This window comes from Paenibacillus sp. KS-LC4, from assembly GCF_036894955.1.
Lineage (GTDB): Bacteria > Bacillota > Bacilli > Paenibacillales > Paenibacillaceae > Pristimantibacillus.
The window spans coordinates 1,604,686-1,627,087 of the sequence record NZ_CP145905.1; the positions used below are offsets into that span (position 1 = coordinate 1,604,686).

A 22,402-nucleotide genomic window follows, 5' to 3' on the forward strand; every position below is an offset into this window, starting at 1 on the left:
CAGGAGGAGCGTTCATGTGGAAAGCAGATCAGCTATTAAATCGGCTTTATGAGGAGGCGGTTGAAGCCCATCGTGTGGCCGCGGAATCAGAAAGCAGGGAAGGCAGAAGGCTGCAATTAAAGAGTGCGCTTGCATCGGCGGTAGGTTCTTTTGAATCAAACCTTGGGCATGAGCCCGTCGTGCTTGAACGAGTACAATGCGATGGATATACGAGGGAACGAGTGGAGCTGTCTGCTACACCGGGGCTTTCATTCGCAGCGTATGTGCTTATTCCAGACGGCGCTGAGGGAGAGAGGCTGCCCGGTGTGCTCGCGGTGCATGGACATGGCTATGGCAGCAGAGAAATCGTCGGATTGCTTCCGGATGGCGCAGAAGACTTTGGCAAGCCTAACATTCATCAGCATTTTGCGGTCCAACTGGTGAAGCGCGGCATGGTCGTCATTGCACCGGATGTCGTTGGCTTCGGTGAGCGGAAGCTGGATGCGGATTTGCAGGAAAATCCCGACGCCCCAAGCTCCTGCTATAGATTGTCCACACAGCTCATGATGCTGGGCAAAACGCTTACAGGCCTGCGAACGGCCGAAGTGCTGGAAGCGCTTAATTATTTGGCACTCCGGCCGGAGGTGGATGCGAGCCGCATAGGGGCTATGGGCTTTTCAGGCGGAGCGCTTATCTCGTATGTAGCCGCTGCATTGGATGATCGGATAAAGGCCGTCGTCCTGACTGGTTTTACAAATACGATTAAGGACAGCATATTTGCCGTTCATCACTGCATTGACAATTATACGCCAGGCCTGCTGGCTCATGCCGAGCTCCCAGAGCTGATCGGTCTAATTGCGCCGCGCCCGCTGTTTCTGGAAGCTGGGCAAAATGACCCGATTTTCCCGATTGAGGGCTTTAAAAAAGCGGCAGCAGAGCTGCAAGCGATCTACGAACGCGAAGGCGCGCCGGAGCAGCTGCAATGCGACATTTTTCCAGGTATCCATGAAATCAGCGGACGGATGTCTTATCAATGGCTGCACCAAACGCTTTCAATGAAATAGAGGTTAAGCAAAGAGGATGCCGCTGAGCAGCCTCTTTGTTCTATTTACCGCCATGGTCCTCAATGTGAGCTTAAGCACAGAAAGTCTGCTTCATGCGCTTCGTTTCTGGGGTTTTCTCTGAGCATCAAACACAAGGATAGGCTTGTTGGACACAACAGACGCTATTTCCACAAATGACGGGTTAAGACACAGTCCGCGGACTCAGAAGCCGTTAATGCGCTGCCTATCATCATTTTGAGAGGATTATGTAGGCAATAGCGAATCTTCTGTCAGCTTACGGCCAAAAAGGGAATAAAAATCGAGAATAGCGGAAGCTCAGTCCGCCAAATAAGGAAGGAGCTATCATGCCCGTGCGGTATAGGAGCTTTACTCATTACAACTATGCTCATTACAACTATCCTCATACACAACTGAGCTTATACACAACTATGCTCTTTGTTAGCAACAATTGCATGCTGTAGTTCCTTAATTCCTGAATAGTCAGAGAAGATTAGCCCGACTAAGCATTAAGCTAGGAGCGGCGGAACATGCACAGTCTAACTAAATATGCACAGCCTAACTAAATGAATGCCCTGGTGACCCTGGTGGCGCTGGCGTCCTTCATAAGAGGGGCTTCTTACCTGCGTCAATCATCCAAGAGACAGACGTCTTGCCGACATATGCTATGGAGGAGGAAGCAGGAAAGGAGCTGGTAGCTTTTGAGCGAGCATCAGGGCAGGCAGTTGGCGAGCAAGTGGGCAAAGACGGCCGTATTATTGTCCCACGCGGGTATTGCCCCGCACATTCCCCCTACTAGACGGTATACTGGGGAAAACTTGAGGAGCATGCTACAATCGCATCAAATGGTTGTAATCAAGCCGGTTCGCGGAGCAGGCGGGCATGGAGTTATTAAGGTGACACAGGATGGAAGCGCAAGCTATTCCTACACTTATTATGCAAAGAAAAAGCAATTCAGCAGCTTTAACGCACTGAAGAGCGCGCTTGATAAGCAACGCAAGGGACGGGCTTATATTATACAAAAAGGCATCCGTCTGGCATCCGTCGGCAGCAGGCCGATCGACTACCGCGTGAAATATGTAAAGACCGATACGGGCTGGGTTTATCGCTCCATGGTAGGAAGAATTGCTAGAGAGGGACTATTCGTAACGAACCTCTGCCGAGGCGGAACGATGGTTAGCGCAGCAGAAGGCATAAGGCGCTCTATTTCCGGCGCAGCCGTTCGGGCGAAAAAATCGAAGATGAGAGAATTGACGGTACTTGCGACGCAGTTGCTGGAAGAGCGATTTCCAGGCATTGGGCAGTTAGGCTTCGATTATGGCATCGACAAGAGCGGGAAGATATGGATTTTTGAGGTGAACACAAGGCCGCAATAAACCCGAAAGGGTTTATTTTTTTGTCTTCCACTTCATTACCATAGGAGGGAAAAATAACTAACGACATTAAACGATAAGATTGATAGATTAAGAGATTGTAATTAAAGTTTTTTATAGAATTGGTAAAAATTGAGACTGTGTATAAACGTATCCACAATTTACACAGCGTGAATCCTCAGGATTCGACGTTTATTCACACGCCATGCACACCCTGTCCACAAGCAACTGTGTATAATCAGAACGGTTGTTCTATCGTTTATCCCCATGATAATATGGTGAAGCATTAGCAAAAGCCATGAAAGGAAGTGCCGATTATGGAGCTTATGTCCGACGATTTTCTTAAGGACACCTACTATGCGGCGGTCCAGTCTAAGCTAGATCAGGAATTTATCCAAATGCTGCTGTTTGAAATGAAGCGAAGGCAATTGACAGACGAGAATGTGCGTATTACAGCCTGAGAGGTTATGACTGCCATTCCCTTATGCACACTTCTATTGTATGCCCGCAGCTTGGGCATAGTGCTGTATGTAAACAAATTGCATCGCCATTCAGATTGCGGGTGGAACCGGAGATGGATACAGGCTCGTATGGAGCATAAGGATCATTCCATTCCAGCGTACGCCCGCAATCGTTCATCGCTTCATTGCACTTGCCACAACTTACTTCCACTCTCTTGATGCCATTGCAGACTGGACAAAACATAAGGGTATCCTCCTTGGCTTGCACCGCTTAACGCCATGCATTGCTCCAAGGTAGAATACCCTTATTTGTGTATAATTACTTCATTGCTTGTATGAAGGGCTGCGCGCGTTTGCTGCTTACAGCTTCATATTGCTGCTGTGACCAGGGGAAAGCTTCGCTTCTGGATCTACATATACTTTAGCATTGTTTATCGCGGTTGGCGCTTCGCCAAACCCAACAGCAATCAGCTTAAGCTTGCCTGGGTAGGTCGTAATATCGCCGGCTGCGAATATTCCGGGAATATTCGTTTCCATGCGTGTATCCACGACGATCGAGCCGCCTTGAATTTCAATGCCCCATTCGGCAATTGGGCCAAGGGAGGATACGAAGCCGAAGTTGACAATAACGGCATCGACATCAAGCTCGGTCGTTTCTTTCGTTTTCACGTGGGCAAGCGTTACTTTCTCGATTTGGTCCTCGCCATGCAGCGCGGTAATTTCCATCGGAGTCAGCACATTGACTTTGGAATTCATCAGGTTCTCTACACTGTGCTCATGTGCACGGAACTTGTCTCTGCGGTGAATGAGCGTTACGCTCTTCGCAATCGGCTCCAGCATAAGCGACCAGTCAACCGCGGAATCGCCGCCGCCGCTGATCAGAACATTCTGATCCTTGAAGCGTTGCAAGTCGCCGACAAAATAATGCAGATTTTTCTTCTCGTAAGCGCTGGCTTCCGGAAGCTCCAGACGACGCGGTTCAAATGCGCCTACGCCAGCTGTAATAATAACAGCCTTCGCATAGTGGGTTTCTGTATCCGTCGTAATTTCGAACAGGCGCTCATCCTTCTTAACAACCTGCTTAACCTTTTGCTCCAGGCAAATTTCAGGTTTGAAGTGGTTAAGCTGCTCGACAAGACGGTCAACAAGCTCTTGAGCTGTTACTTTTGGGAAGCCTGCAACATCATAAATATATTTCTCTGGATAAAGAGCAGCCAGTTGTCCACCAAGTTGGGGCATGCTTTCTATAAGCTTAACGGATGCTTGGCGCATGCCGCCGTAAAAAGCAGCGAATAGGCCAGCAGGGCCGCCGCCAATAATTGCGATATCGACAATGTTTTCGGGTAGTTCAGTTTGAGACAACGTAGGCACCTCCACATATTTGTATCTATCCTTATTATTATAAACATATGGACACAAAGAAGGAAATAACTAATTTGTATGCCCTTCTAAACTTTTTCGTATAAAATGCCATTGAACTTTCGTTCAAAACTCTGTAGTATGTCTGTTGTATGTTAAGATTGGCACAGCTGGAAATTAGCAAAATAGAGGGAGACTAAGTTGCACATTTAATCCTCGTAGATCATAAATGTAGAAAGAGGTTTGTGTAATTTTTCACAATATAATTAAACGCATAGGAATGGAAGGGATCATACGATGAGCAACATACCTAAGATTGTTATTCTGGGTGCGGGATACGGCGGAGTGCTGACGGCGTTGCGTTTGCAGAAGGAGCTTAACTACAACGAAGCAGATGTTACCTTGGTAAACAAGCATGACTATCATTACATTACCACACATTTGCATATGCCGGCAGCAGGAACCGATAATCCTGAAAATGCCCGTGTCAGCATTTCGAAGCTGATTGACGAGTTTAAAATTGATTTTGTAAAATCAACCGTTGTACAAATCCGCCCACAGGACAAAAAGGTTATTTTGGAAGACGGCACGCTGTCTTACGATTATTTGGTTGTAGGCCTTGGCGGCGAGCCGGAAACGTTCGGCATTCCTGGTCTTGGCGAGCATGCGATGAACATTCGCAGCATTAACTCGGTTCGTCTTATCCGCGAGCATATTGAATATCAATTTGCCCGCTTTAAGCGCGAGCCGCACCGCACTGATTATTTAACATTTATTGTAGGCGGAGCTGGCTTTACCGGCATTGAGTTCGTCGGCGAGCTGTCCGACCGCATTCCTGAGCTGTGCAAGCAGTTCGATGTGGACCCGGCGCTTGTGAAGATCTACAATATTGAGGCGGCTCCGACGGCGCTGCCAGGCTTTGATCCTGAGCTAGTGGAATATGCGATGGATGTGCTGACGAAGAAGAACGTCACGTTCCGCATTGGCACAGCGATTAAAGAGTGCACAGCAGAAGGCGTCGTCGTTGGCGAAGGCGAAGAAATCAAGTCGGCAACGGTCATTTGGACGGGCGGCATCCGCGGCAATCGCTTGATTGAGGATGCGGGCTTTGAAACGATGCGCGGACGCGTGAAAATCGACGACCAGCTCCGTGCGCCAGGTCATGAGAACATATACATTTTGGGCGACAACTCGCTCATGTTTAATCCGGAAGGCCGTCCATATCCGCCAACTGCGCAAATTGCTATGCAGCAAGGTGTCGTGTGCGCCCATAATCTGGTTGCCTCGATACGCAACCAGCCGCTTAAAGCGTTCGCGTTCAGCAATAAAGGAACGGTAGCGTCCCTTGGCAAAGGCGAAGCGATTGGCCTTGCATTTGGCAAAAAATATAAAGGCCGGGTAGCGGCATGGCTGAAGAAAATGATCGACCTGCGCTATCTGTTCATTATCGGCGGTATCCCGCTCGTCCTGCGCAAAGGGAAATTTTTCTAATGCGTCATTGCAGCGTGCAGGTTCGGGGGTTGCTGACGCGGGATGAACTGGATCGTTATAACGCTTTGATGGAAGTTGGCTCTTTTCTGGAGTCGCAAAACCGCTATGATCTGGCCTATCCGGTTCAGAAGGAAGTGGACCTGCTCATCCAGCCGGCGATTGAACGGTTGAAGGAAAAGGGGCGCGAGCGCGACCGCGCGACGCAGCAGTATTTGGAGGCGAAGCGCCTTGGCCCGGATGAAGAGGATGACGAGGAAGAAGTTTAAGTAAAGCTGATAAACAAAAAACCGCCCCGGCACAGTGACGAGCATTCGTCAGCGTATCGGGGCGGTTGTGCGTTATGTTTTAGTAGAAAAAAGGTCTACACTTTAAGCAGAGCGGTAAATTTCGCTTCATCAAGCAAATTGCCGACGTAAAAGTCGCCAAAGTCGCCGTAACGCGCGCTAACTTCATCAAAGCGCATTTCATAAATAAGCTTCTTGAATTGCAGCGCATCCTCTGCGAATAGCGTAACGCCCCACTCCCAGTTGTCGAAGCCGACGGAGCCGCTTATAATTTGCTTCACTTTGCCCGCATATTTGCGGCCGATCATGCCATGGCTGCGCATCATTGTGCGGCGCTCGTCCATACCGAGCATATACCAGTTGTCGTTGCCGTCGCGGCGCTTGTTCATTGGATAGAAGCAGATGTGGCGCGCTTTAGGCAATATCGGCTTGAGGCGGGCGAGAATTTCCGGGTTTTCCATCGGATCGACGCCCGGCTGGTTTACATAGTTGCTCAGCTCCACAACGCTTACATAGGAATAGGTAGGTGTTGTAAAAGAAGCGAATGCTGTTTTATTGAAAGCTGTCTCGATTTCATTCAGCTCCTCCAGCGTTTCGCGCAGGTGCATGAATACAAAGTCAGCCTTTTGTCCAACGATGGAATAAACGGCCGTGCTACCCTGCTTTGCTGCCTCAACGTCCGACCATTGCTTTAGAAACGTATTGAGCTCATCGAGCATACGGTTCTGCTCCTCGACGGTGCTCAGTCTCCAAGCACTCCAGTTGACGCTGCGGAAATCATGAAGGCAGTACCAGCCCTCTAATGTAATAGCTACTTCACTCATATCAGCGATAACCCCTATCTTTGGCATATTTTGCTGTGAACATTGTAACGTAGTTTAGGGCGGAAGGGCAAATGTCGGACTTGTGACAATTGGCAAATCGGAATTGACTTCCTTAAGCGGTTTCATTAAAATGTTATCGAGAGTCGAAAGAGGGGAATCGTACATGCTTCAACTAATAATTGCGACGGTGCTGTTTTTGGTCATGATGTTCGGCATCGGATTTATTCTGAATATGTTATTGAAAACAACATGGTTTCCTATTTATATGTTTATTATTGTTCTTGTGCCCTTCTACGTGTGGAGTACGTGGGATAAGACAATCTCCACCTCCGAGAACTTTACGAGCTTTACCTTCATTGATTTAGTGCCTGTGTTTGGCGCATTAATTGGCGCTTATTTAAGCGGCTGGACGATTCAGATGCTGCGCAAAGGCGGCTATAAGATGTTTTAAGCGCATAAGTAAATCCCTCACTTGGGGGATTTTTTCTATTCAAGAAAGCCGCCTTGCGGCCTTTTTTGTGTTAAACTGATAGAAAGTATGGACAGGATGGAGTAGATGCCATGCGCATCGGTAACCTATTGCAGTTTACGGAGCATCATCGCTATTATATTTTTCGTGATTTTTCATTAAGCAGTTTGGATTATAAAATATTATCGCTCATCTATCAGCCGATGATTGGCGCCTTCGCGGTTGCTTTGTACCAGCAGCTGTACCACGGTATCTCGGATGGGGCTTCCGGCTATTCCTCGCTGGAGCCGCAGCGCAAGCTGTTTCTAGGCTTAGGGCTAGAGATGAATGAGCGGGGACGCAAGCATCTCGTCGAGCAGGCGTCGCGCCTGGAGGCAGTGGGCCTGCTTCAAACGTCGCGGCTGGCACTGCCGGAGCAAAGCGATCTGATTTATGAATATGAGCTGGCTAAGCCGCTCACGCCGGGCGAGTTTTTTCAAACCCAGCATTTGGTTATGCTGCTTCGTGACAAGGTTGGCAAATACACTTTGATCGCGTTAAGGGAATCATTAGGAGCGCAAGAGCCTGACGAGCTGGCGAGCGCACAACTGAGCAAGGAGAATATTTCCGTGCCGTTTTATGAGCTGTTTCAGCTCAATCCGCAATCGGTAGACCCGGAGCTGGAGCAGGCACTAAGCGAGGTAGCGCCTTCTCGGCAAGCAGCGCCTAGACTTAAACAGGAGACGGCGGGCATTCCTTATGGGGAAATTATTTTGCGTTTTCCGCGCAATTCCGCCAACCGCAGCTATGTAGAGCGGCTGCGCGGCGATGGCGAGCAGCTTGGACAGCTGAATTACGTCGCTTATAAATACAGCTTGAATGCGAGTGATCTTTGCCGTCTGCTGGATGAGGATGGCGTCTTTGCGCCGGATGGATTGCTGCTCATTGATGAGCTGCAGATGCGGGCGAATCAGATGTATCGCCAGGATAAGAAGCGCGAAGGGGATCGCCAGCGTACGATTGCCCGCGTGCAGCAGTCTCAGGCGGAATCAGCCGAGGACAATATAGAGGAATTTGGCGTTCAGGAAGAATATTATTTGAGCGTGCCCAGCTTGCTTGATGGGAGATGCGACATTCATCAGTACAATATGCTCATGCGCAATGAGCCGCATACCCGCTTTATGCAGCGCTTCTTCCCGGGGGCTGTACCAGATTGGATAGAACGCTCCTTCGAGCGCATTGATCTCAATTACCGGCTGCCTGCTCCTGTTATTAATGTACTCATACATTATGTTATTGGCATGAATGACGCCCATCGGATGACCAAAACCTTCGTGGAAGCGGTCGTATCCAATATGCTTGTCAAGCAGATAGATACGTTTGAGAAGGCTGTTGGCTATGTTCGCGAGCAAGGGAAGATTGAAGAGAGTAAGGAACAGCGGCAAGGAAATGCACGTTCCGTGGGTGCAGCAGGTCGCGGAGGCTCACGGGCTGGAGCAAGAGGTAGTGCGTCTCGTAAGCCGAGCATCCCGATTGTACAGGATACGGAGGCATCAAGTCAGGTATCGCCGGAGAAGCTTGAAGAAATGCGCCAGCTGGCAAGGAAGCTGGATGGAAAATAAGATCGCGGGGGTGATTAAGAATGGAATCGCTGGGTGAGCTTCTGAAAGCATGGCCTGCGGGCAAGTCATTAACGGATCAAGCGGATCGCAAGCTGGAAGAGCTGCTTGCCGATCCGCTTGTGCATCGGCTGCGGGAGAAGCATCCCGAGCTGAATGAGCAGGCGGTTCGTCTTAATTTGAACCGGGTCTATCAATATGTAACCGAATATCGGAATTGCACGAACTGCCCGGGTCTCGACCAATGTCCGAATGACTTTGAGGGTCATTATACGCTGCTTTCATGCGATACGGTGCAGGAGCGCGTACAGCTGCATGACCGCAAGGTTGCGTGCAAGAAGATGATCGCTCGCCGCAATGAGGAGCGCATCAAGAAACGGATTCGCAGCTTCTATGTGGATGACCGTGCGCTCAAGAGCGGCTATTCGGCGCTCGAAATTTTGGACAAGGACCCTACCCGTGCGGAAGCGGCTTACCGCGTCATTGAATATATTGATCGGACAAAGGAGCAGGGCCTTCAGCCTAATGGTCTGTATTTAGCCGGAAAATTTGGAACGGGGAAAACCTTTCTCATGTGCTATCTGCTGCATGAGCTGGCGAAAGCTGATTATTCGGGCGTTATCGTCTATATGCCTGATTTTGTCGAGGATTTGAAGTCGATGATGCATGAGCCTGCGAAGCTGCGGGAAACGGTAGAGATGATGAAGGAAACGGATCTGCTCATCTTTGACGATATCGGTGCGGAGAACTTGAATCCTTGGGCGAGGGATCATGTGCTTGGCTCCATATTAAATTACCGAATGAACCGGAAGCCGACGCTGTATACGTCCAATTATGAGCTTGATGGGCTAGAGAGGCATTTCAGCTTCACAAGCAAGGATGGCGATGAAGTGTATAAAGGGCAGCGATTAATGGATCGTATTCGGCCCTATGTCGATGTGATTATCGTCACAGGCGACAATAAACGAGGATTAAAATAAAAAATTTGATTAAAATTTTACCCTTTAGGATATTCTAAAAACCCTGTCGAGAACGTTTCGACAGGGTTTTTTGCATCTGTAAACATTTATAAATGTTTTACTTTTGTAATGAATAAGCAATGATCGTGCAATGGCGTATCTATACCCAAAATTCTGGGACACAACGGTTCACAGCGAATGAATAAAAGTGTATGAAGCTATTTTTCCCTCTAAAAATGTAAACGCATTATTGGTATTAAATGTTAATTTATACGCTACTTGAATTAAAAATGTTTGCGTTTTCATTAAAAAATTTTAAAATTAATTTTTTGTGTTGATTTTAATCAAACGCTGTAATTTCGGACATAATACCTTACGCAAAACAGCCGTAGTATGTGATATTGCTCAGTTTTATCGAAATGGGTAGTTGATTAAGTCTGATTTTATGCTATAATCTCTAGCATCAAATAGAGAATCTCGATCTATTCATAATTATTCCTTATGCCAAATATATATTCATCTTTACATTCAGTGGATAATATTTTTTTATTTCGGTTCTACACAAATATGAACGTATGTTCACTGTATAAGGGACAAAGGAAGAATAAGAGAGATTCATATTGAAATATTAATTGGGAGGAAATAAACGCATGAAAAAGAAGTATTCGTTTTTACTCAGTACTTTGCTTGTGATGACTTTGCTCATCAGCGCTTGTGGAAATGCAGGCAAAAACTCAGGCACGAACAATCCGGGAGAGGCTAGCCCAGATGCTACCGCTGCGGAAGTGAAATTGGCTGACAAGCAAGAGATTAGCGTAAACATTGCATCTGAACCACCAACACTTAACCCTGGTAAAGCAAGCGACTCCACATCCGGTACGATTTTGCGTCAAACGTTCGAAGGTTTGACTCGTATTGGACAAGACGGTCACCCTGAAAATGCAGCAGCTTCGAAAGTTGAAGTTTCTCCTGACCAAACGGTATACACATTCACAATTCGCGACGGCGCTAAATGGTCCAACGGCGATCCAGTAATTGCCGCAGACTTTGAATATGCATGGAAATGGGTTCTTGACCCAGCTAACGCAGCAGATTATGCTTACCAGCTTTATTATATTAAAGGAGCAGAGGCCGCTAACCTCGGCAAAGGAAAAATTGAAGATGTAGGCATTAAAGCAGTTAACGACACGACGCTTGAAGTTACGCTTGCTAACCCGACTTCTTTCTTCCTTGAATTGACAGCATTCTACACCTACCTGCCAGTAAACAGCAAAATTGCTGCAGCCAACAAGGATTGGGCTAATGATGCAGGCGACCAATATACAACAAACGGTCCTTTCCACATGACCGAATGGAAACACAGCGACAACCTTATTATTGAGAAAAGCGATACGTATTGGGATAAAGACAACGTGAAATTGACTAAAATCAACTTCTCGATGATCAATGACTTCAATACTGAGCTTTCGATGTTTGACAATGGCGAGCTGGACTGGGCTGGACAGCCGAACGGTCAATTGCCAGTTGATGCGATGCAAGCTCTGAAAGACCAAGGCACTTTGCATACTCAAGCTATTGCAGGTATTTACAACTACAAGTTCAACACAAAAGTTGCTCCACTAGATAACAAAAATATCCGTAAAGCACTGGCTTACGCGATGAATCGTCAAGAACTGATCGACAACATTACACAAGGCGAGCAATTGCCAGCGATGGCAATCGTGCCTCCAACGATGTTTGCTGAGAACGAAAAAGGTTATTTTGCCGATAACGATATGGCGAAAGCAAAAGAATTTTTGGCTGAAGGCTTGAAAGAAATGGGTCTGAAAGATGCTTCTGAGCTTCCTCCAATTACGATTTCTTACAATACAAATGAATCACACCAAAAAATCGCTCAAGCGATTCAAGACATGTGGTCCAAAAACCTTGGTATAGAAGTAACGCTTGATAACGCAGAGTGGGCTGTATACATCGAGAAATTGCATGCTGGCGACTACCAAGTAGGCCGTCTGGGCTGGCTTGGAGATTTCAATGATCCAATTAACTTCCTTGAGCTGTACCGCGATGCTGACGGCGGCAACAACGATACAGGCTGGGAAAATGCAGAATACAAAAAATTGCTGATTGATTCCGCATCTGAGCAAGATGCTGCGAAACGTACGGAAATGTTGAAACAAGCAGAAGCGATCTTCATGGAAGATATGCCTGTAGCGCCAATTTATTTCTATACGATGAACTGGGTTCAAAACGAAAAACTTAAAGGTGTTGTAGTTAGCGGTTTGGGCGATTTGACATACAAATGGGCCTACATCGAAGCATAATGCTAGTATGATGTAAAAAAGAATAGTCGACCATAACCGGATGCAGCGGTATGGTGGGCGGAACATCCCGGATCACATTTTCAGGTGGTTCGGGGTGTTCCTTTGTTATGAAAATGCGGGGCTATAGTCCCCTTATATGTAAATAAAGCTCGAAACTAATAGGAGGTGCCAGACTATTATGGTGAAATATATTGGCAGACGTTTGCTGTATATCCTTTTGTCGTTGTGGCTGATTATTACAGCTACCTTTTTCTTGATGCGTCTTGCTCCTGGTAACCCGTTTACGTCGGAGAAGCAGCTGCCGCCGGAAATTAAAGCCAATCTGCTGGCTCACTATGGTCTGGATCAGCCGTGGTATGCGCAATATGGCGATTATTTGCTGAAAGTGCTTCAATGGGATTTTGGCCCTTCCTTCAAGTACAAAAGCCAGACCGTTAATGATTTAATTAACACTGGTTTTCCTGTGTCGCTCGTGCTTGGCCTCGAAGCGATTTTCCTCGCGCTTGCAGTCGGTGTTATTCTTGGTGTAATTGCTGCGCTTAAGCATAATCGTTGGCAGGATTATACCGCGATGATTATTGCGGTGGCAGGGATTTCTGTACCTTCCTTCATTATGGCAACCGTGCTGCAATATGTGCTGGCTATTAAGTTTGGCATTTTTCCTGTTGCGAGATGGGGAACCTTCATGCATACGGTATTGCCGGCGATTGCTCTGGCTTCCACGCCAACGGCGTTTATCGCTCGCCTGACACGCTCTAGCATGCTTGAAGTGCTCAGCAATGATTATATTAAGACGGCCAAGGCCAAGGGCCTTAGCGAGTTTATGATTACCGTTAAACATACGCTGCGCAATGCGCTGCTGCCTGTCGTTTCCTATATGGGTCCGCTCTCGGCGGGCGTTATTACAGGCAGCTTTGTTATCGAGCGTATATTCGGTATACCAGGCCTTGGCTCCCACTTTGTTGTGAGTATTGGCAACCGTGATTACACCGTTATTATGGGTGTTACCGTGTTCTACAGTATTATCCTTCTCTTTAGCGTACTCTTGGTTGACATTTTGTATGGATTAATTGATCCCCGTATTAAACTTGGGCGCGGGAAGAAAGGGGCTTGACGATGGAACCAATATCTAAAGATCGCTTTAAGCTGGTTGGCTTGCAGCAGCAAGGAACAGATAATGTGGCGAAGGCAAGCCTTACTTTCTGGCAGGATGTCGTTCGGCGCTTCGCTAAAAACAAACTAGCTATGGTTGGAATTGTTTTGCTCGTTATTTTGGTCTGTATGGCTATATTTGGCCCGTATATGACTGAGTTCGATTACCGCACCAACGATCTAGGCAACAAAAACCAGGCACCTTCCGCTGAGCACTGGTTCGGCACGGATGATCTTGGACGCGACATGTTTGCCCGTGTTTGGCAAGGCGCAAGAATTTCCCTGTTTATCGGCCTTGCAGCCGCACTTATTGACTTGTTTATTGGTGTCCTTTGGGGCGGAATTGCCGCTTACAAGGGCGGACGTGTGGATGAAGGCATGATGCGTTTTGCCGACGTTCTTTACGGTATCCCGTACTTGCTGCTTGCGATTATTTTGATGGTCGTATTCGGGCAAAGCTTGGGAACGATGATTGTAGCGATGACGATAACCGGCTGGATCAATATGGCGCGTATCGTTCGGGGACAAGTGCTGTCGCTGAAAAACCGCGAGTATGTGCTGGCCGCTCGTACGCTCGGCGCTACAATGCCTTGGATTATGAGAAAGCATTTGATTCCAAATGCAATGGGTCCTATTCTGATTACAATGACGTTGACCATACCATCAGCGATTTTTACGGAATCCTTCCTCAGCTATTTGGGACTGGGCTTAACGCCGCCAATCGCAAGCTGGGGTACAATGGCATCCGATGGATTGCCTGCCCTTAAATATTATCCATGGCGTTTGTTCTTCCCGGCCATTATGATTTGTGTAACGATTTTCTCATTTAACGTAATTGGCGACGGATTGCGTGACGCTCTCGATCCGAAAATGCGCAAATAATAGGAGGGAAGCATAAATGGAAAAGCTGCTCGAAGTAAAAGATTTGTGCGTTTCCTTCGGTACGCACGGCGGCGAGGTACAGGCGGTCAGAGGCATTAGCTTTGACCTGTACAAAGGCGAGACGCTTGCCATCGTAGGGGAATCCGGTTCCGGTAAAAGTGTCGCCTCTCAGACAATTATGAAGCTCATTCCGATGCCGCCCGGCAAAATTACGAATGGTGAAATTTTGTTTGACGGCGATGATTTAGTGAAAAAAACCGATAAGCAAATGGAGAAGGTACGGGGCAAGGATATTAGTATGATTTTCCAAGATCCGATGACCTCGCTTAATCCAACGATGAAAATTGGACCGCAAATTATGGAGGTGCTGAAAAAGCACCAAAAGCTTTCCGGCTCCGCTGCAAAAGAACGTACGATTGAACTGCTTCGTCTCGTCGGCATTCCGATGCCAGAGACGCGGATTAACCAATATGCTCATGAATTTTCCGGTGGTATGCGTCAGCGGGCGATGATTGCGATTGCGCTTGCGGCCAATCCAAGATTGCTCATTGCCGATGAGCCGACGACGGCGCTTGATGTGACGATCCAGTCGCAAATTTTGGAGCTGATCAAGGATTTGCAGAAAAAAATCGGCATGTCCGTCATTTTCATCACGCATGATTTGGGCGTTGTTGCAAATGTGGCTGACCGTGTAGCCGTTATGTACGCAGGTCAAATTGTCGAGGTTGGAACGGTTGATGAAATTTTCTATGATCCGCGCCATCCTTACACATGGGGATTGCTTGCGTCCATGCCGAGCCTTGATATGACGGATAAAGCCGAGCTGCTGGACATTCCGGGCACGCCTCCTGACCTGACGAATCCGCCTAAGGGCGACGCGTTTGCACCGCGCAACCGCTATGCGCTGGCGATTGATTTCGAGGAAGAACCGCCGATGTTCCAAGTATCCGAAACGCATTATGCCAAAACATGGCTGCTGCACCCGGATGCACCGAAGGTGGAGCTGCCAGAGCAGGTTAAACGGAGAGTTCGTAAATTGGCAGCGTCTTTCGATAAGCCGGTGCTTGCGGAAGGAGAGGCTTAAATGGCAAAGAAGCTGCTTGAAATTAAAAACCTTAAGCAATATTTCAACGAAGGCCGTCCGAATATGGTGAAAGCTGTCGACAATGTCAGCTTCGATATTTATGAAGGCGAGACGCTTGGGCTCGTTGGCGAGTCGGGCTGCGGCAAATCAACGACCGGCAGAACGATTCTACGGCTGTATGAAGCGACGGACGGGCAAGTACTGTTCAATGGCGAGAATGTTCATGGACGCAAGTCCAGGAGCGAGCTGAAGCGTCTGAACCGCAAAATGCAAATGATTTTCCAAGATCCATATGCCTCGCTCAATCCGAGGATGACCGTTGGCGATATTATTGCCGAGGGTATTGACCTTCATGGTCTTGCGAAAAACAGCAAGGAACGAATGGAGAGAGTGCATGAGCTGCTGGAGACGGTAGGTTTGCACAAAGACTATGCGAATCGTTACCCGCATGAAGCGTCTGGCGGACAGCGTCAGCGGATTGGTATTGCTCGCGCGCTTGCGGTTGATCCTGACTTCATTATTGCGGATGAGGCGATTTCCGCGCTTGACGTATCCATTCAGGCTCAAATTATCAACCTGATGAAGAAGCTGCAGCGGGAGAAAAACCTGACTTATTTGTTTATTGCTCATGATTTGTCTATGGTCAAATATATTAGCGATCGTATCGGCGTGATGTACTTCGGTAAGCTGGTAGAGCTTGCTTCTGCGGATGAGCTGTACAACAATCCGATGCATCCTTATACGAAGTCGCTGCTGTCGGCTATTCCGATCCCCGATCCGGAGACGGAACGCGTGCGCAAACGGACGCCTTATGATCCCAATGTGCATCAATATACACCAGAGGATCCTCCGGAAATTCGTGAAGTGAAGCCTGGGCATTTTGTTTATTGCTCGAAACGCGAGATGGAGCAGCTGCAAGCTTCTCATTAAAATGGGTTTAAGCCATCGGCCTTAAAGCTTGCAGCAATACCGCTGGCAGCATGAATAGGAAGGATCGCTCTCTAATCAGTAAAGCCCTACGGCTGCGCTGTGTTGAGAGCGGTCCTTTTTTGCGTGAATGCCTCCGAAAGCATCCTGTTTTCTATAGATGGAGAACTGCTGCAATAGCAGAGAAATCGCGGTCTTTTTGCCAAAATGATTTTAACATAAATGAATCCGCCTATTTTCAAAAACCCTATTGACTAAACAAAATTGCGCTGGTAGAATCCATCCATAACCAACTAAGCGGGTAGGAATAATATTTTATCTACCGGATCACCGGCGGCAAAACATTACTCCCGTATCCAGAACTACAGGAGAAAAAAAGAAAAAATCAGGGGTGTGAGGGTTTATGTTAAAGGGGAAATGGTCGGTTTCATTATTGCTCGTATTGGTGCTCATCTTGTCCGCATGTGGAGCAAACGGAGGCAACGAGGGAGCAGGTGCAGGAGCGGGAGAATCGCCGGCTGCATCAACAGAAGCGAGTGCCGCAGGAGAGAAGGCAGCAGAGCCAGTTAAGCTGCTGAATGTATCGTATGACCCGACTCGTGAGCTTTACGAGGAGTATAATACAGCTTTTACAACGTATTGGAAAAATAAAACCGGCCAAGACGTAACGATCAGCCAGTCTCATGGCGGATCAGGCAAGCAAGCCCGTGCGGTCATAGACGGTTTGAAAGCAGATGTCGTCACACTGGCGCTTGGCTATGATATTGATTCCTTGGTAGAGCCGGGCCTGCTGAGTGCAGACTGGCAATCGAAATTCGAGCATAACAGCTCGCCGTACACATCAACAATCGTGTTTCTTGTTCGCAAAGGCAATCCGAAGGGCATCAAGGACTGGAATGACTTGATTAAAGATGGTGTGGAGGTCATTACGCCGAACCCGCAAACGTCAGGTGGAGCTCGTTGGAACTATTTGGCGGCATGGGGCTATGCGCTGAAGCAGAACAACAATGACGAAGCAAAGGCGCAGGAGTTCATCACACAGCTATTCAAGCATGTACCCGTTCTCGACACAGGTGCGCGCGGAGCAACGACAACCTTTGTTGAGAAAGGAATTGGCGATGTGCTGCTGGCTTGGGAAAATGAAGCCTTCCTGTCCATTAAGGAGCTTGGCCCCGATCAATTCGAAATCGTCTATCCATCGGTCAGCATTTTGGCGGAGCCGCCTGTAGCGGTCGTTGATAAAAACGCTGAGGCTAATAAAAGCACCGAAGTAGCTAAAGCTTATCTGGAGTATTTGTACTCGGATGAAGGTCAGGAAATTGCAGCTAAAAACTACTATCGTCCGATTAATGAGACGATTGCAGCCAAATATGCAGATACGTTCAAAAAGCTGGATTTGCTGACGATTGACGGAGATTTTGGCGGCTGGAAAGCGGCGCAGGAGAAGCATTTTAATGCGGGCGGCATATTCGAAAAGATTTACACGCCAGGCTCGTAATGATCGCTACGTACAGCACAATGTGGAATGGAGCTGACTTCACATGAGAGGTTCCAGCAGGAGCACAGGGAGAAGTCGGGGCGGCAAGGCGCGAAACGTTTTGCCCGGCTTCGGCCTATCAATGGGATTTGCAATTGTGTATTTGAGTCTGATCGTTCTAATCCCGCTGGCCAGCGTATTTATGAAGACGACAGGACTCAGCTTTGCGGAATTTTGGGGCACGGTAACGAATCCAAGGGTTCTGGCTTCTTATCGAATCAGCTTCTTCACCGCTTTCAGTGCGGCAGCCGTTAATATGGTGTTTGGTCTGCTTATTGCATGGGTGCTGGTACGCTACCGTTTTCCGGGCAAAAAATTTATCGACAGTCTGGTCGATCTTCCATTCGCGCTGCCGACAGCTGTGGCAGGTATCGCACTAACCGCAATTTATGCGCCAAATGGCTGGATGGGCAAGCTGCTGCAGTCGCTCGGGCTCAAGGTGGCTTATACGCCGCTCGGTATTACAATTGCCCTAATCTTTATCGGCATTCCGTTCGTCGTCCGTACGGTGCAGCCTGTGCTGCAGGACCTCAATAAAGAAATAGAAGAGGCTGCCGTTATGCTTGGCGCCTATCGGATGCGTACGTTTTGGAAAGTCATATTGCCTGAGCTGCTGCCGGCTCTGCTTACGGGCTTCGCCCTAGCATTTGCTCGCGGCATTGGCGAATACGGCTCCGTCGTATTCATCTCCGGCAATATGCCAATGAAAACCGAAATCGCACCGCTGCTCATTATGACGAAGCTGGAGCAGTTCGATTACGCAGGAGCAACTGCCATCGCGCTCGTGATGCTCGTCGTCTCGTTCCTGCTGCTGCTGTTCATTAATTTCATGCAGTGGCGAATTAACCGCCGCGTCGTAGAAGGAGGCTAAGCAGGATGGCTGGAGCAATTACAACGCATTTATCGAGCGAGGCCTCCAAGCGGCCTAAGCATATTAATGAGCCGGTATTGGTGCGGATTGTGCTTATAACGGCAGCGCTCATTTTCCTCGCATTAATCGTTCTGCTGCCGCTCGTTTCTGTATTTGTTGAAGCCTTTAAGAAGGGCTTTGACGTTTACCGCGCCGCGATCACCGACCCCGACGCTTTATCGGCACTGAGACTGACGTTGCTCGTAGCGGTCATCGCCGTGCCGCTGAATACGCTGTTCGGCATATCCGCTGCATGGGCGATCAGCAAGTTTCGCTTTCGCGGCAAGCAGTTTTTAATTACGCTCATTGATTTGCCGTTTGCCGTATCTCCGGTCATATCCGGACTTATTTATATTCTCATGTTTGGCGCGCAAGGCTTCTTCGGCCCATGGCTCGATTCCCATGGCATTCAGCTCGTCTTCGCTCTGCCAGGCATTGTGCTGGCCACAGTATTCGTCACGGTGCCCTTCATTGCTCGTGAGCTCATTCCGCTCATGCAGGCGCAGGGAGTCACAGAGGAGGAGGCGGCGGCAAGCCTTGGCGCGAAGGGCTGGCAAATTTTTTGGCGAGTCACCTACCCGAACATTAAATGGGGCCTGCTGTACGGCATTATTTTGTGTAATGCTCGTGCCATGGGTGAGTTTGGAGCGGTATCGGTCGTATCAGGCCACATTCGCGGGCAGACCAATACGCTTCCGCTGCATATTGAGATTTTGTATAACGAATATCAGTTTTCAGCTTCATTCGCCGTTGCCTCGCTGCTAGTGATGCTGGCGTTCGTAACGCTTATCGTCAAGTCCCTTATGGAATGGCAAATGAACAAACGGGCTTCTGTCCAAACCGTTTGACGCTTGCGATAAGGTGAAAAGGCTGTATTTTTAGCATTAACAAAAGGAGGAGAAGACAATGGCAAAACCTTTGGAAGTCGATCAGCAGTGGCTGAAGCGAATTGCGGATCAGGTGGGCGGGCTGCAATATGGAAGTGTAAATATTACGGTGCATGACGGCAGAATCGTTCAGATTGACCGTACAGAGCGGACGCGCTATGATCAGCCCTCCAGCAAGCAGCAGGAAGCTCAGGGCGTTAAGCAGCAAGCGGGCAATAGCCATAGTAACAGTAATAGCAACAGCAACAGTAATAAGCATCAAACGGCCTAAACGTTGCGAAAGTCGTTGTCAGCTGAAAATAATGGATGAGACTGACCTTGCAAATAGAAACAGCGACAGTTAAGGACGAGAAAATAACGTCCTAGACTGTCGCTGTTTTATTGAACGAGTTCCCCGTAAATGCAATGAACATTGTTTCGCATTTGTACTTGTGATCAGGCTCACCGCGATGTCTGTAATGGCGAATTTTTTACGAAATCGACTTCTGCAATGCGGATACGATGAAAGAAATGAAATAACAGCTTAATATTGAGATGCTTGGTTAAGAGCACTTAAAAATACCTCAATTGGTTGTGCGCCGGAAATTGCGTATTTTCTATCAATGACAAAGAAAGGTGCTCCTGTTATTCCCAATTGTTTTGCTATGGCCTCATCTGAACGCACTTCGTTAGCATATTTGGATGGATTATGGAGAACTGCCATTGACTCGTCTTTATTCATTCCAACTGATTCTGCAATATTTGCTAATGTATCATGATCACTTATTAGCTTGGCGTCCGTGTAATAAGAATAGAACAGCTTCTCTGCTAATTCTTTATCTTTACCAACAGATTTGGCATATTGGGTTAAACGATGAGCATCAAACGTATTGGTGGGCTTCATTTGGTCGAAATTATACACGAGACCCATCAACGCCGCTTGTTGTCCAAGTTCAGCATTTGCTTTTTTCGCTTGCTCGATACTCATACCATGTTTCTCCGACAGAATTTGATGCATATTTTTACCTGAGTACATTGATGCTTCCGAATTGAGTTCAAAGCTTCTATATTCAATAACCACTTCATTCCGATGAGCGAATTGCTCCAGCGCAGACTCTAATCGTCGTTTCCCAATATAACAAAATGGACAAACATAATCCGACCATATCTCGATTTTCATTTTGAATGCCCCTTCACTACAAAATATTAAAAACATAGGAAGTCAGAAATTTCAGAAAACGTAATGAAGAAGACACATATGATATGATTTCCAATAATACGTTTGTGATTAATTTTTCCGTAAACAAAACTGCCATGTATCAATAACGAGATCAATAATGGGTTAATACTTACAATTTTTTAATCTTATTTGTTGTAAATAATAGGCATTTTTCTAATCAACTGGTTGTCACGAACGGCGGAGTGCATAAATTTAGCCACATTTTCCCTAGAAACAGATAATTTAGCCGATTTATCACCGAATGAATAGTCATAAGATTGCCCTTTGTGTTTAACATTTGGGTTAATAATTCGAACGACTGTCCAATCAAGATTCGATTGTTTAATAATCCCTTCCATTTTCTTCATTTCTGCGTGACCATTTGGAAGGAAAATTTTGGCTAATGCAGCTGGAAGCATCGTCGAAATATTTTTATAATCGTCATCTGATTGCAAGGCTGGCGTCGCAAGTGTAATTAACCTTTTTTTGTTAAGCTTCTTCATAGCCCTAATAATCAGTTCGTGTCCGTCAGCAATCGGCGTGCCTTTAAGCTTTCGTGACATATCGGATGCTGGTCCCAATGTGCTGATTACGACATCTGATTTAGCAATTGCCTTCTCGATGGTTGAAGCGTTAGAAAGCTCCCCTTGTACAAGGCTCAAATTTGGATGTTTGAGGCTGATTTTTTTGGGGTTTCTAACATATGCCGTAACGAAATCTCCGTGATCTAAAGCTAGTTGTGTTAGAAGCTGTCCAATTGCACCACTTGCTCCAAAAATGGTAATATTCATATTCTTTTCTTGTATCTCCTTTAAAATAAATGATCCAACTTACACGTTATCTTCCGTTATAAACTCTTCTACTCGGTCTCTTTTGGTGTACATGTCGTACCAAATATCAGCGATTTTGTCTTGAACTCCTGAATTTGGCTGCATCCAAATTCCAATCGAAAGGTGACCTGCATAAATACCTTTGTCAGCTAATTCGCTGTTCAAATTAAAGATATAATTACGAAGCCCTGAGATTGCAATTCCGACATTGCCCATCCTTGGAACTGGGTGGACTGAAGCACCTCCAGTTGTAAATAGCAGAGCACCGCTTTGCTTATCCAACATATCCGGAAGTACTTGTTTAACACTCGATAAAGCACCTAAAACATTATATTGAAATTGGTATAACGCATTTTCTTCAGTTACATCTAATGTTGGCGCTACTGAGTCAAAGCTCGGCGTTGGACTATACTCAAGAACATCAATAAATCCGAACTTCTCTTTAACAGCAGCAAATGCTATCTCAATTTGTTCTTTAATTAATATATCCGCTTGAAATGAAGCAGCTTCGATTCCCAATTGCTCTAATTCAATAACCAGTTGGTTCAACTTTTCTTCATTGCGAGCAATAAGAGCTACGCGAAAACCATTTTGTCCGAATTTCTTCGCAATGGACATTCCTAAACCTGCTCCTGCTCCAACAATTGCTATAGTTTTCATTTAATATCTCCCTTTCAATTAGAATTAATTATCAATAAGATAAATAATAGACAATGTGTTGTTTATTTATCTTTTGTTTATTATAATTAATCATAGATCAGCATTCAATGTTTAATAATTTTGATTTTGAGAGATAAAATACAGTTTCAGCTCAAA

The 22,402-nt window shown here is 47.0% G+C and carries 23 protein-coding genes; 17 read left to right on the forward strand and 6 right to left on the reverse strand.

Annotated elements, in window-relative coordinates; genetic code table 11:
• Positions 1 to 14 precede the first annotated feature (14 nt).
• From V5J77_RS06910 to sda, 3 genes are all read left to right on the forward strand, one after another.
• Entirely contained in the window at positions 15 to 1,043 is a 1,029-nt protein-coding gene (locus tag V5J77_RS06910) for an alpha/beta hydrolase family protein (RefSeq protein ID WP_338555040.1), read from the forward strand.
• Between the two features lie 698 nt (positions 1,044 to 1,741).
• Positions 1,742 to 2,416, forward strand: a complete 675-nt coding sequence (locus V5J77_RS06915) for a YheC/YheD family protein (protein ID WP_338555041.1) — start codon at positions 1,742 to 1,744, stop codon at positions 2,414 to 2,416.
• Positions 2,417 to 2,730: 314 nt separating this feature from the next.
• Entirely contained in the window at positions 2,731 to 2,874 is a 144-nt protein-coding gene (gene sda / locus V5J77_RS06920) for a sporulation histidine kinase inhibitor Sda (RefSeq protein ID WP_338555042.1), read from the forward strand.
• Between the two features lie 4 nt (positions 2,875 to 2,878).
• Here the strand turns inward: sda and V5J77_RS06925 are convergent, their stop codons facing one another.
• Together V5J77_RS06925 and V5J77_RS06930 are read right to left on the reverse strand one after the other, a co-directional pair.
• Positions 2,879 to 3,118, reverse strand: a complete 240-nt coding sequence (locus tag V5J77_RS06925) for a hypothetical protein (protein WP_338555043.1) — start codon at positions 3,116 to 3,118, stop codon at positions 2,879 to 2,881.
• 116 nt (positions 3,119 to 3,234) lie between these two features.
• On the reverse strand, positions 3,235 to 4,236 hold the full coding sequence (locus tag V5J77_RS06930) for an NAD(P)/FAD-dependent oxidoreductase (protein WP_338555044.1): 1,002 nt from the start codon (positions 4,234 to 4,236) through the stop codon (positions 3,235 to 3,237).
• Positions 4,237 to 4,530: 294 nt separating this feature from the next.
• Here V5J77_RS06930 and V5J77_RS06935 point away from each other — a divergent pair, with 294 nt between their 5' ends.
• Complete coding sequence (locus V5J77_RS06935) at positions 4,531 to 5,724, forward strand: NAD(P)/FAD-dependent oxidoreductase (RefSeq protein WP_338555045.1); 1,194 nt, start codon at positions 4,531 to 4,533, stop codon at positions 5,722 to 5,724.
• Entirely contained in the window at positions 5,724 to 5,990 is a 267-nt protein-coding gene (locus V5J77_RS06940; RefSeq protein ID WP_338555046.1) for a hypothetical protein, read from the forward strand. Before V5J77_RS06935 ends, V5J77_RS06940 begins: the two co-directional genes overlap by 1 nt.
• A gap of 95 nt (positions 5,991 to 6,085) precedes the next feature.
• Here the strand turns inward: V5J77_RS06940 and hemQ are convergent, their stop codons facing one another.
• Positions 6,086 to 6,832: a hydrogen peroxide-dependent heme synthase gene (gene hemQ, locus V5J77_RS06945; RefSeq protein ID WP_338555047.1), complete on the reverse strand. Its 747-nt coding sequence runs from the start codon at positions 6,830 to 6,832 to the stop codon at positions 6,086 to 6,088.
• 163 nt (positions 6,833 to 6,995) lie between these two features.
• On the opposite strand from hemQ, the gene V5J77_RS06950 reads away from it, so the two are divergent.
• From V5J77_RS06950 to V5J77_RS07005, 12 genes are all read left to right on the forward strand, one after another.
• On the forward strand, positions 6,996 to 7,283 hold the full coding sequence (locus V5J77_RS06950) for a YuiB family protein (protein ID WP_338555048.1): 288 nt from the start codon (positions 6,996 to 6,998) through the stop codon (positions 7,281 to 7,283).
• Positions 7,284 to 7,393: 110 nt separating this feature from the next.
• Positions 7,394 to 8,902 (forward strand): helicase DnaB, encoded by a 1,509-nt coding sequence (locus V5J77_RS06955; RefSeq protein WP_338555049.1) that lies wholly within the window; start codon positions 7,394 to 7,396, stop codon positions 8,900 to 8,902.
• 20 nt (positions 8,903 to 8,922) lie between these two features.
• The gene (dnaI, locus tag V5J77_RS06960; protein WP_338555050.1) at positions 8,923 to 9,879 is read left to right on the forward strand and encodes a primosomal protein DnaI; all 957 of its coding nucleotides are present in this window, start codon (positions 8,923 to 8,925) and stop codon (positions 9,877 to 9,879) included.
• Between the two features lie 629 nt (positions 9,880 to 10,508).
• Positions 10,509 to 12,179, forward strand: coding sequence for a peptide ABC transporter substrate-binding protein (locus V5J77_RS06965; protein WP_338555051.1), 1,671 nt, complete (start codon positions 10,509 to 10,511; stop codon positions 12,177 to 12,179).
• 178 nt (positions 12,180 to 12,357) lie between these two features.
• The gene (locus V5J77_RS06970) at positions 12,358 to 13,293 is read left to right on the forward strand and encodes an ABC transporter permease (protein WP_338555052.1); all 936 of its coding nucleotides are present in this window, start codon (positions 12,358 to 12,360) and stop codon (positions 13,291 to 13,293) included.
• A gap of 2 nt (positions 13,294 to 13,295) precedes the next feature.
• Positions 13,296 to 14,213, forward strand: coding sequence for an ABC transporter permease (locus V5J77_RS06975; protein ID WP_338555053.1), 918 nt, complete (start codon positions 13,296 to 13,298; stop codon positions 14,211 to 14,213).
• 16 nt (positions 14,214 to 14,229) lie between these two features.
• A complete protein-coding gene (locus V5J77_RS06980) occupies positions 14,230 to 15,297 on the forward strand; it encodes an ABC transporter ATP-binding protein (protein WP_338555054.1) in 1,068 nt (355 codons plus the stop codon).
• On the forward strand, positions 15,298 to 16,227 hold the full coding sequence (locus V5J77_RS06985; RefSeq protein ID WP_338555055.1) for an ATP-binding cassette domain-containing protein: 930 nt from the start codon (positions 15,298 to 15,300) through the stop codon (positions 16,225 to 16,227).
• A 400-nt stretch (positions 16,228 to 16,627) separates the two neighbouring features.
• Positions 16,628 to 17,722 (forward strand): sulfate ABC transporter substrate-binding protein, encoded by a 1,095-nt coding sequence (locus tag V5J77_RS06990; protein ID WP_338555056.1) that lies wholly within the window; start codon positions 16,628 to 16,630, stop codon positions 17,720 to 17,722.
• Positions 17,723 to 17,765: 43 nt separating this feature from the next.
• Complete coding sequence (gene cysT, locus V5J77_RS06995) at positions 17,766 to 18,632, forward strand: sulfate ABC transporter permease subunit CysT (RefSeq protein ID WP_338555057.1); 867 nt, start codon at positions 17,766 to 17,768, stop codon at positions 18,630 to 18,632.
• Positions 18,633 to 18,637: 5 nt separating this feature from the next.
• A complete protein-coding gene (cysW, locus tag V5J77_RS07000) occupies positions 18,638 to 19,519 on the forward strand; it encodes a sulfate ABC transporter permease subunit CysW (protein WP_338555058.1) in 882 nt (293 codons plus the stop codon).
• 58 nt (positions 19,520 to 19,577) lie between these two features.
• Positions 19,578 to 19,829 (forward strand): YezD family protein, encoded by a 252-nt coding sequence (locus V5J77_RS07005; RefSeq protein WP_338555059.1) that lies wholly within the window; start codon positions 19,578 to 19,580, stop codon positions 19,827 to 19,829.
• A 252-nt stretch (positions 19,830 to 20,081) separates the two neighbouring features.
• Here the strand turns inward: V5J77_RS07005 and V5J77_RS07010 are convergent, their stop codons facing one another.
• The 3 genes from V5J77_RS07010 to V5J77_RS07020 all read right to left on the reverse strand — a co-directional run bounded on the left by V5J77_RS07010 (position 20,082) and on the right by V5J77_RS07020 (position 22,246).
• Positions 20,082 to 20,717, reverse strand: a complete 636-nt coding sequence (locus V5J77_RS07010; RefSeq protein ID WP_338555060.1) for a DsbA family oxidoreductase — start codon at positions 20,715 to 20,717, stop codon at positions 20,082 to 20,084.
• 185 nt (positions 20,718 to 20,902) lie between these two features.
• Complete coding sequence (locus V5J77_RS07015) at positions 20,903 to 21,547, reverse strand: NAD(P)H-binding protein (protein ID WP_338555061.1); 645 nt, start codon at positions 21,545 to 21,547, stop codon at positions 20,903 to 20,905.
• A 39-nt stretch (positions 21,548 to 21,586) separates the two neighbouring features.
• Positions 21,587 to 22,246, reverse strand: coding sequence for an SDR family NAD(P)-dependent oxidoreductase (locus V5J77_RS07020; RefSeq protein WP_338555062.1), 660 nt, complete (start codon positions 22,244 to 22,246; stop codon positions 21,587 to 21,589).
• Between the last annotated feature and the right edge of the window lie 156 nt (positions 22,247 to 22,402).

Excerpts from the sequence above, each read along its gene's own strand:
- V5J77_RS06910 (WP_338555040.1), top strand. The coding sequence starts at position 15 with ATGTGGAAAGCAGATCAGCTATTAAATCGGCTTTATGAGGAGGCGGTT.
- sda (WP_338555042.1), top strand. The coding sequence starts at position 2,731 with ATGGAGCTTATGTCCGACGATTTTCTTAAGGACACCTACTATGCGGCG.
- V5J77_RS06925 (WP_338555043.1), bottom strand. The coding sequence starts at position 3,118 with ATGTTTTGTCCAGTCTGCAATGGCATCAAGAGAGTGGAAGTAAGTTGT.
- V5J77_RS06935 (WP_338555045.1), top strand. The coding sequence starts at position 4,531 with ATGAGCAACATACCTAAGATTGTTATTCTGGGTGCGGGATACGGCGGA.
- V5J77_RS06940 (WP_338555046.1), top strand. The coding sequence starts at position 5,724 with ATGCGTCATTGCAGCGTGCAGGTTCGGGGGTTGCTGACGCGGGATGAA.
- hemQ (WP_338555047.1), bottom strand. The coding sequence starts at position 6,832 with ATGAGTGAAGTAGCTATTACATTAGAGGGCTGGTACTGCCTTCATGAT.
- V5J77_RS06950 (WP_338555048.1), top strand. The coding sequence starts at position 6,996 with ATGCTTCAACTAATAATTGCGACGGTGCTGTTTTTGGTCATGATGTTC.
- V5J77_RS06955 (WP_338555049.1), top strand. The coding sequence starts at position 7,394 with ATGCGCATCGGTAACCTATTGCAGTTTACGGAGCATCATCGCTATTAT.
- dnaI (WP_338555050.1), top strand. The coding sequence starts at position 8,923 with ATGGAATCGCTGGGTGAGCTTCTGAAAGCATGGCCTGCGGGCAAGTCA.
- V5J77_RS06965 (WP_338555051.1), top strand. The coding sequence starts at position 10,509 with ATGAAAAAGAAGTATTCGTTTTTACTCAGTACTTTGCTTGTGATGACT.
- V5J77_RS06970 (WP_338555052.1), top strand. The coding sequence starts at position 12,358 with ATGGTGAAATATATTGGCAGACGTTTGCTGTATATCCTTTTGTCGTTG.
- V5J77_RS06975 (WP_338555053.1), top strand. The coding sequence starts at position 13,296 with ATGGAACCAATATCTAAAGATCGCTTTAAGCTGGTTGGCTTGCAGCAG.
- V5J77_RS06980 (WP_338555054.1), top strand. The coding sequence starts at position 14,230 with ATGGAAAAGCTGCTCGAAGTAAAAGATTTGTGCGTTTCCTTCGGTACG.
- V5J77_RS06985 (WP_338555055.1), top strand. The coding sequence starts at position 15,298 with ATGGCAAAGAAGCTGCTTGAAATTAAAAACCTTAAGCAATATTTCAAC.
- V5J77_RS06990 (WP_338555056.1), top strand. The coding sequence starts at position 16,628 with ATGTTAAAGGGGAAATGGTCGGTTTCATTATTGCTCGTATTGGTGCTC.
- cysT (WP_338555057.1), top strand. The coding sequence starts at position 17,766 with ATGAGAGGTTCCAGCAGGAGCACAGGGAGAAGTCGGGGCGGCAAGGCG.
- cysW (WP_338555058.1), top strand. The coding sequence starts at position 18,638 with ATGGCTGGAGCAATTACAACGCATTTATCGAGCGAGGCCTCCAAGCGG.
- V5J77_RS07005 (WP_338555059.1), top strand. The coding sequence starts at position 19,578 with ATGGCAAAACCTTTGGAAGTCGATCAGCAGTGGCTGAAGCGAATTGCG.
- V5J77_RS07010 (WP_338555060.1), bottom strand. The coding sequence starts at position 20,717 with ATGAAAATCGAGATATGGTCGGATTATGTTTGTCCATTTTGTTATATT.
- V5J77_RS07015 (WP_338555061.1), bottom strand. The coding sequence starts at position 21,547 with ATGAATATTACCATTTTTGGAGCAAGTGGTGCAATTGGACAGCTTCTA.
- V5J77_RS07020 (WP_338555062.1), bottom strand. The coding sequence starts at position 22,246 with ATGAAAACTATAGCAATTGTTGGAGCAGGAGCAGGTTTAGGAATGTCC.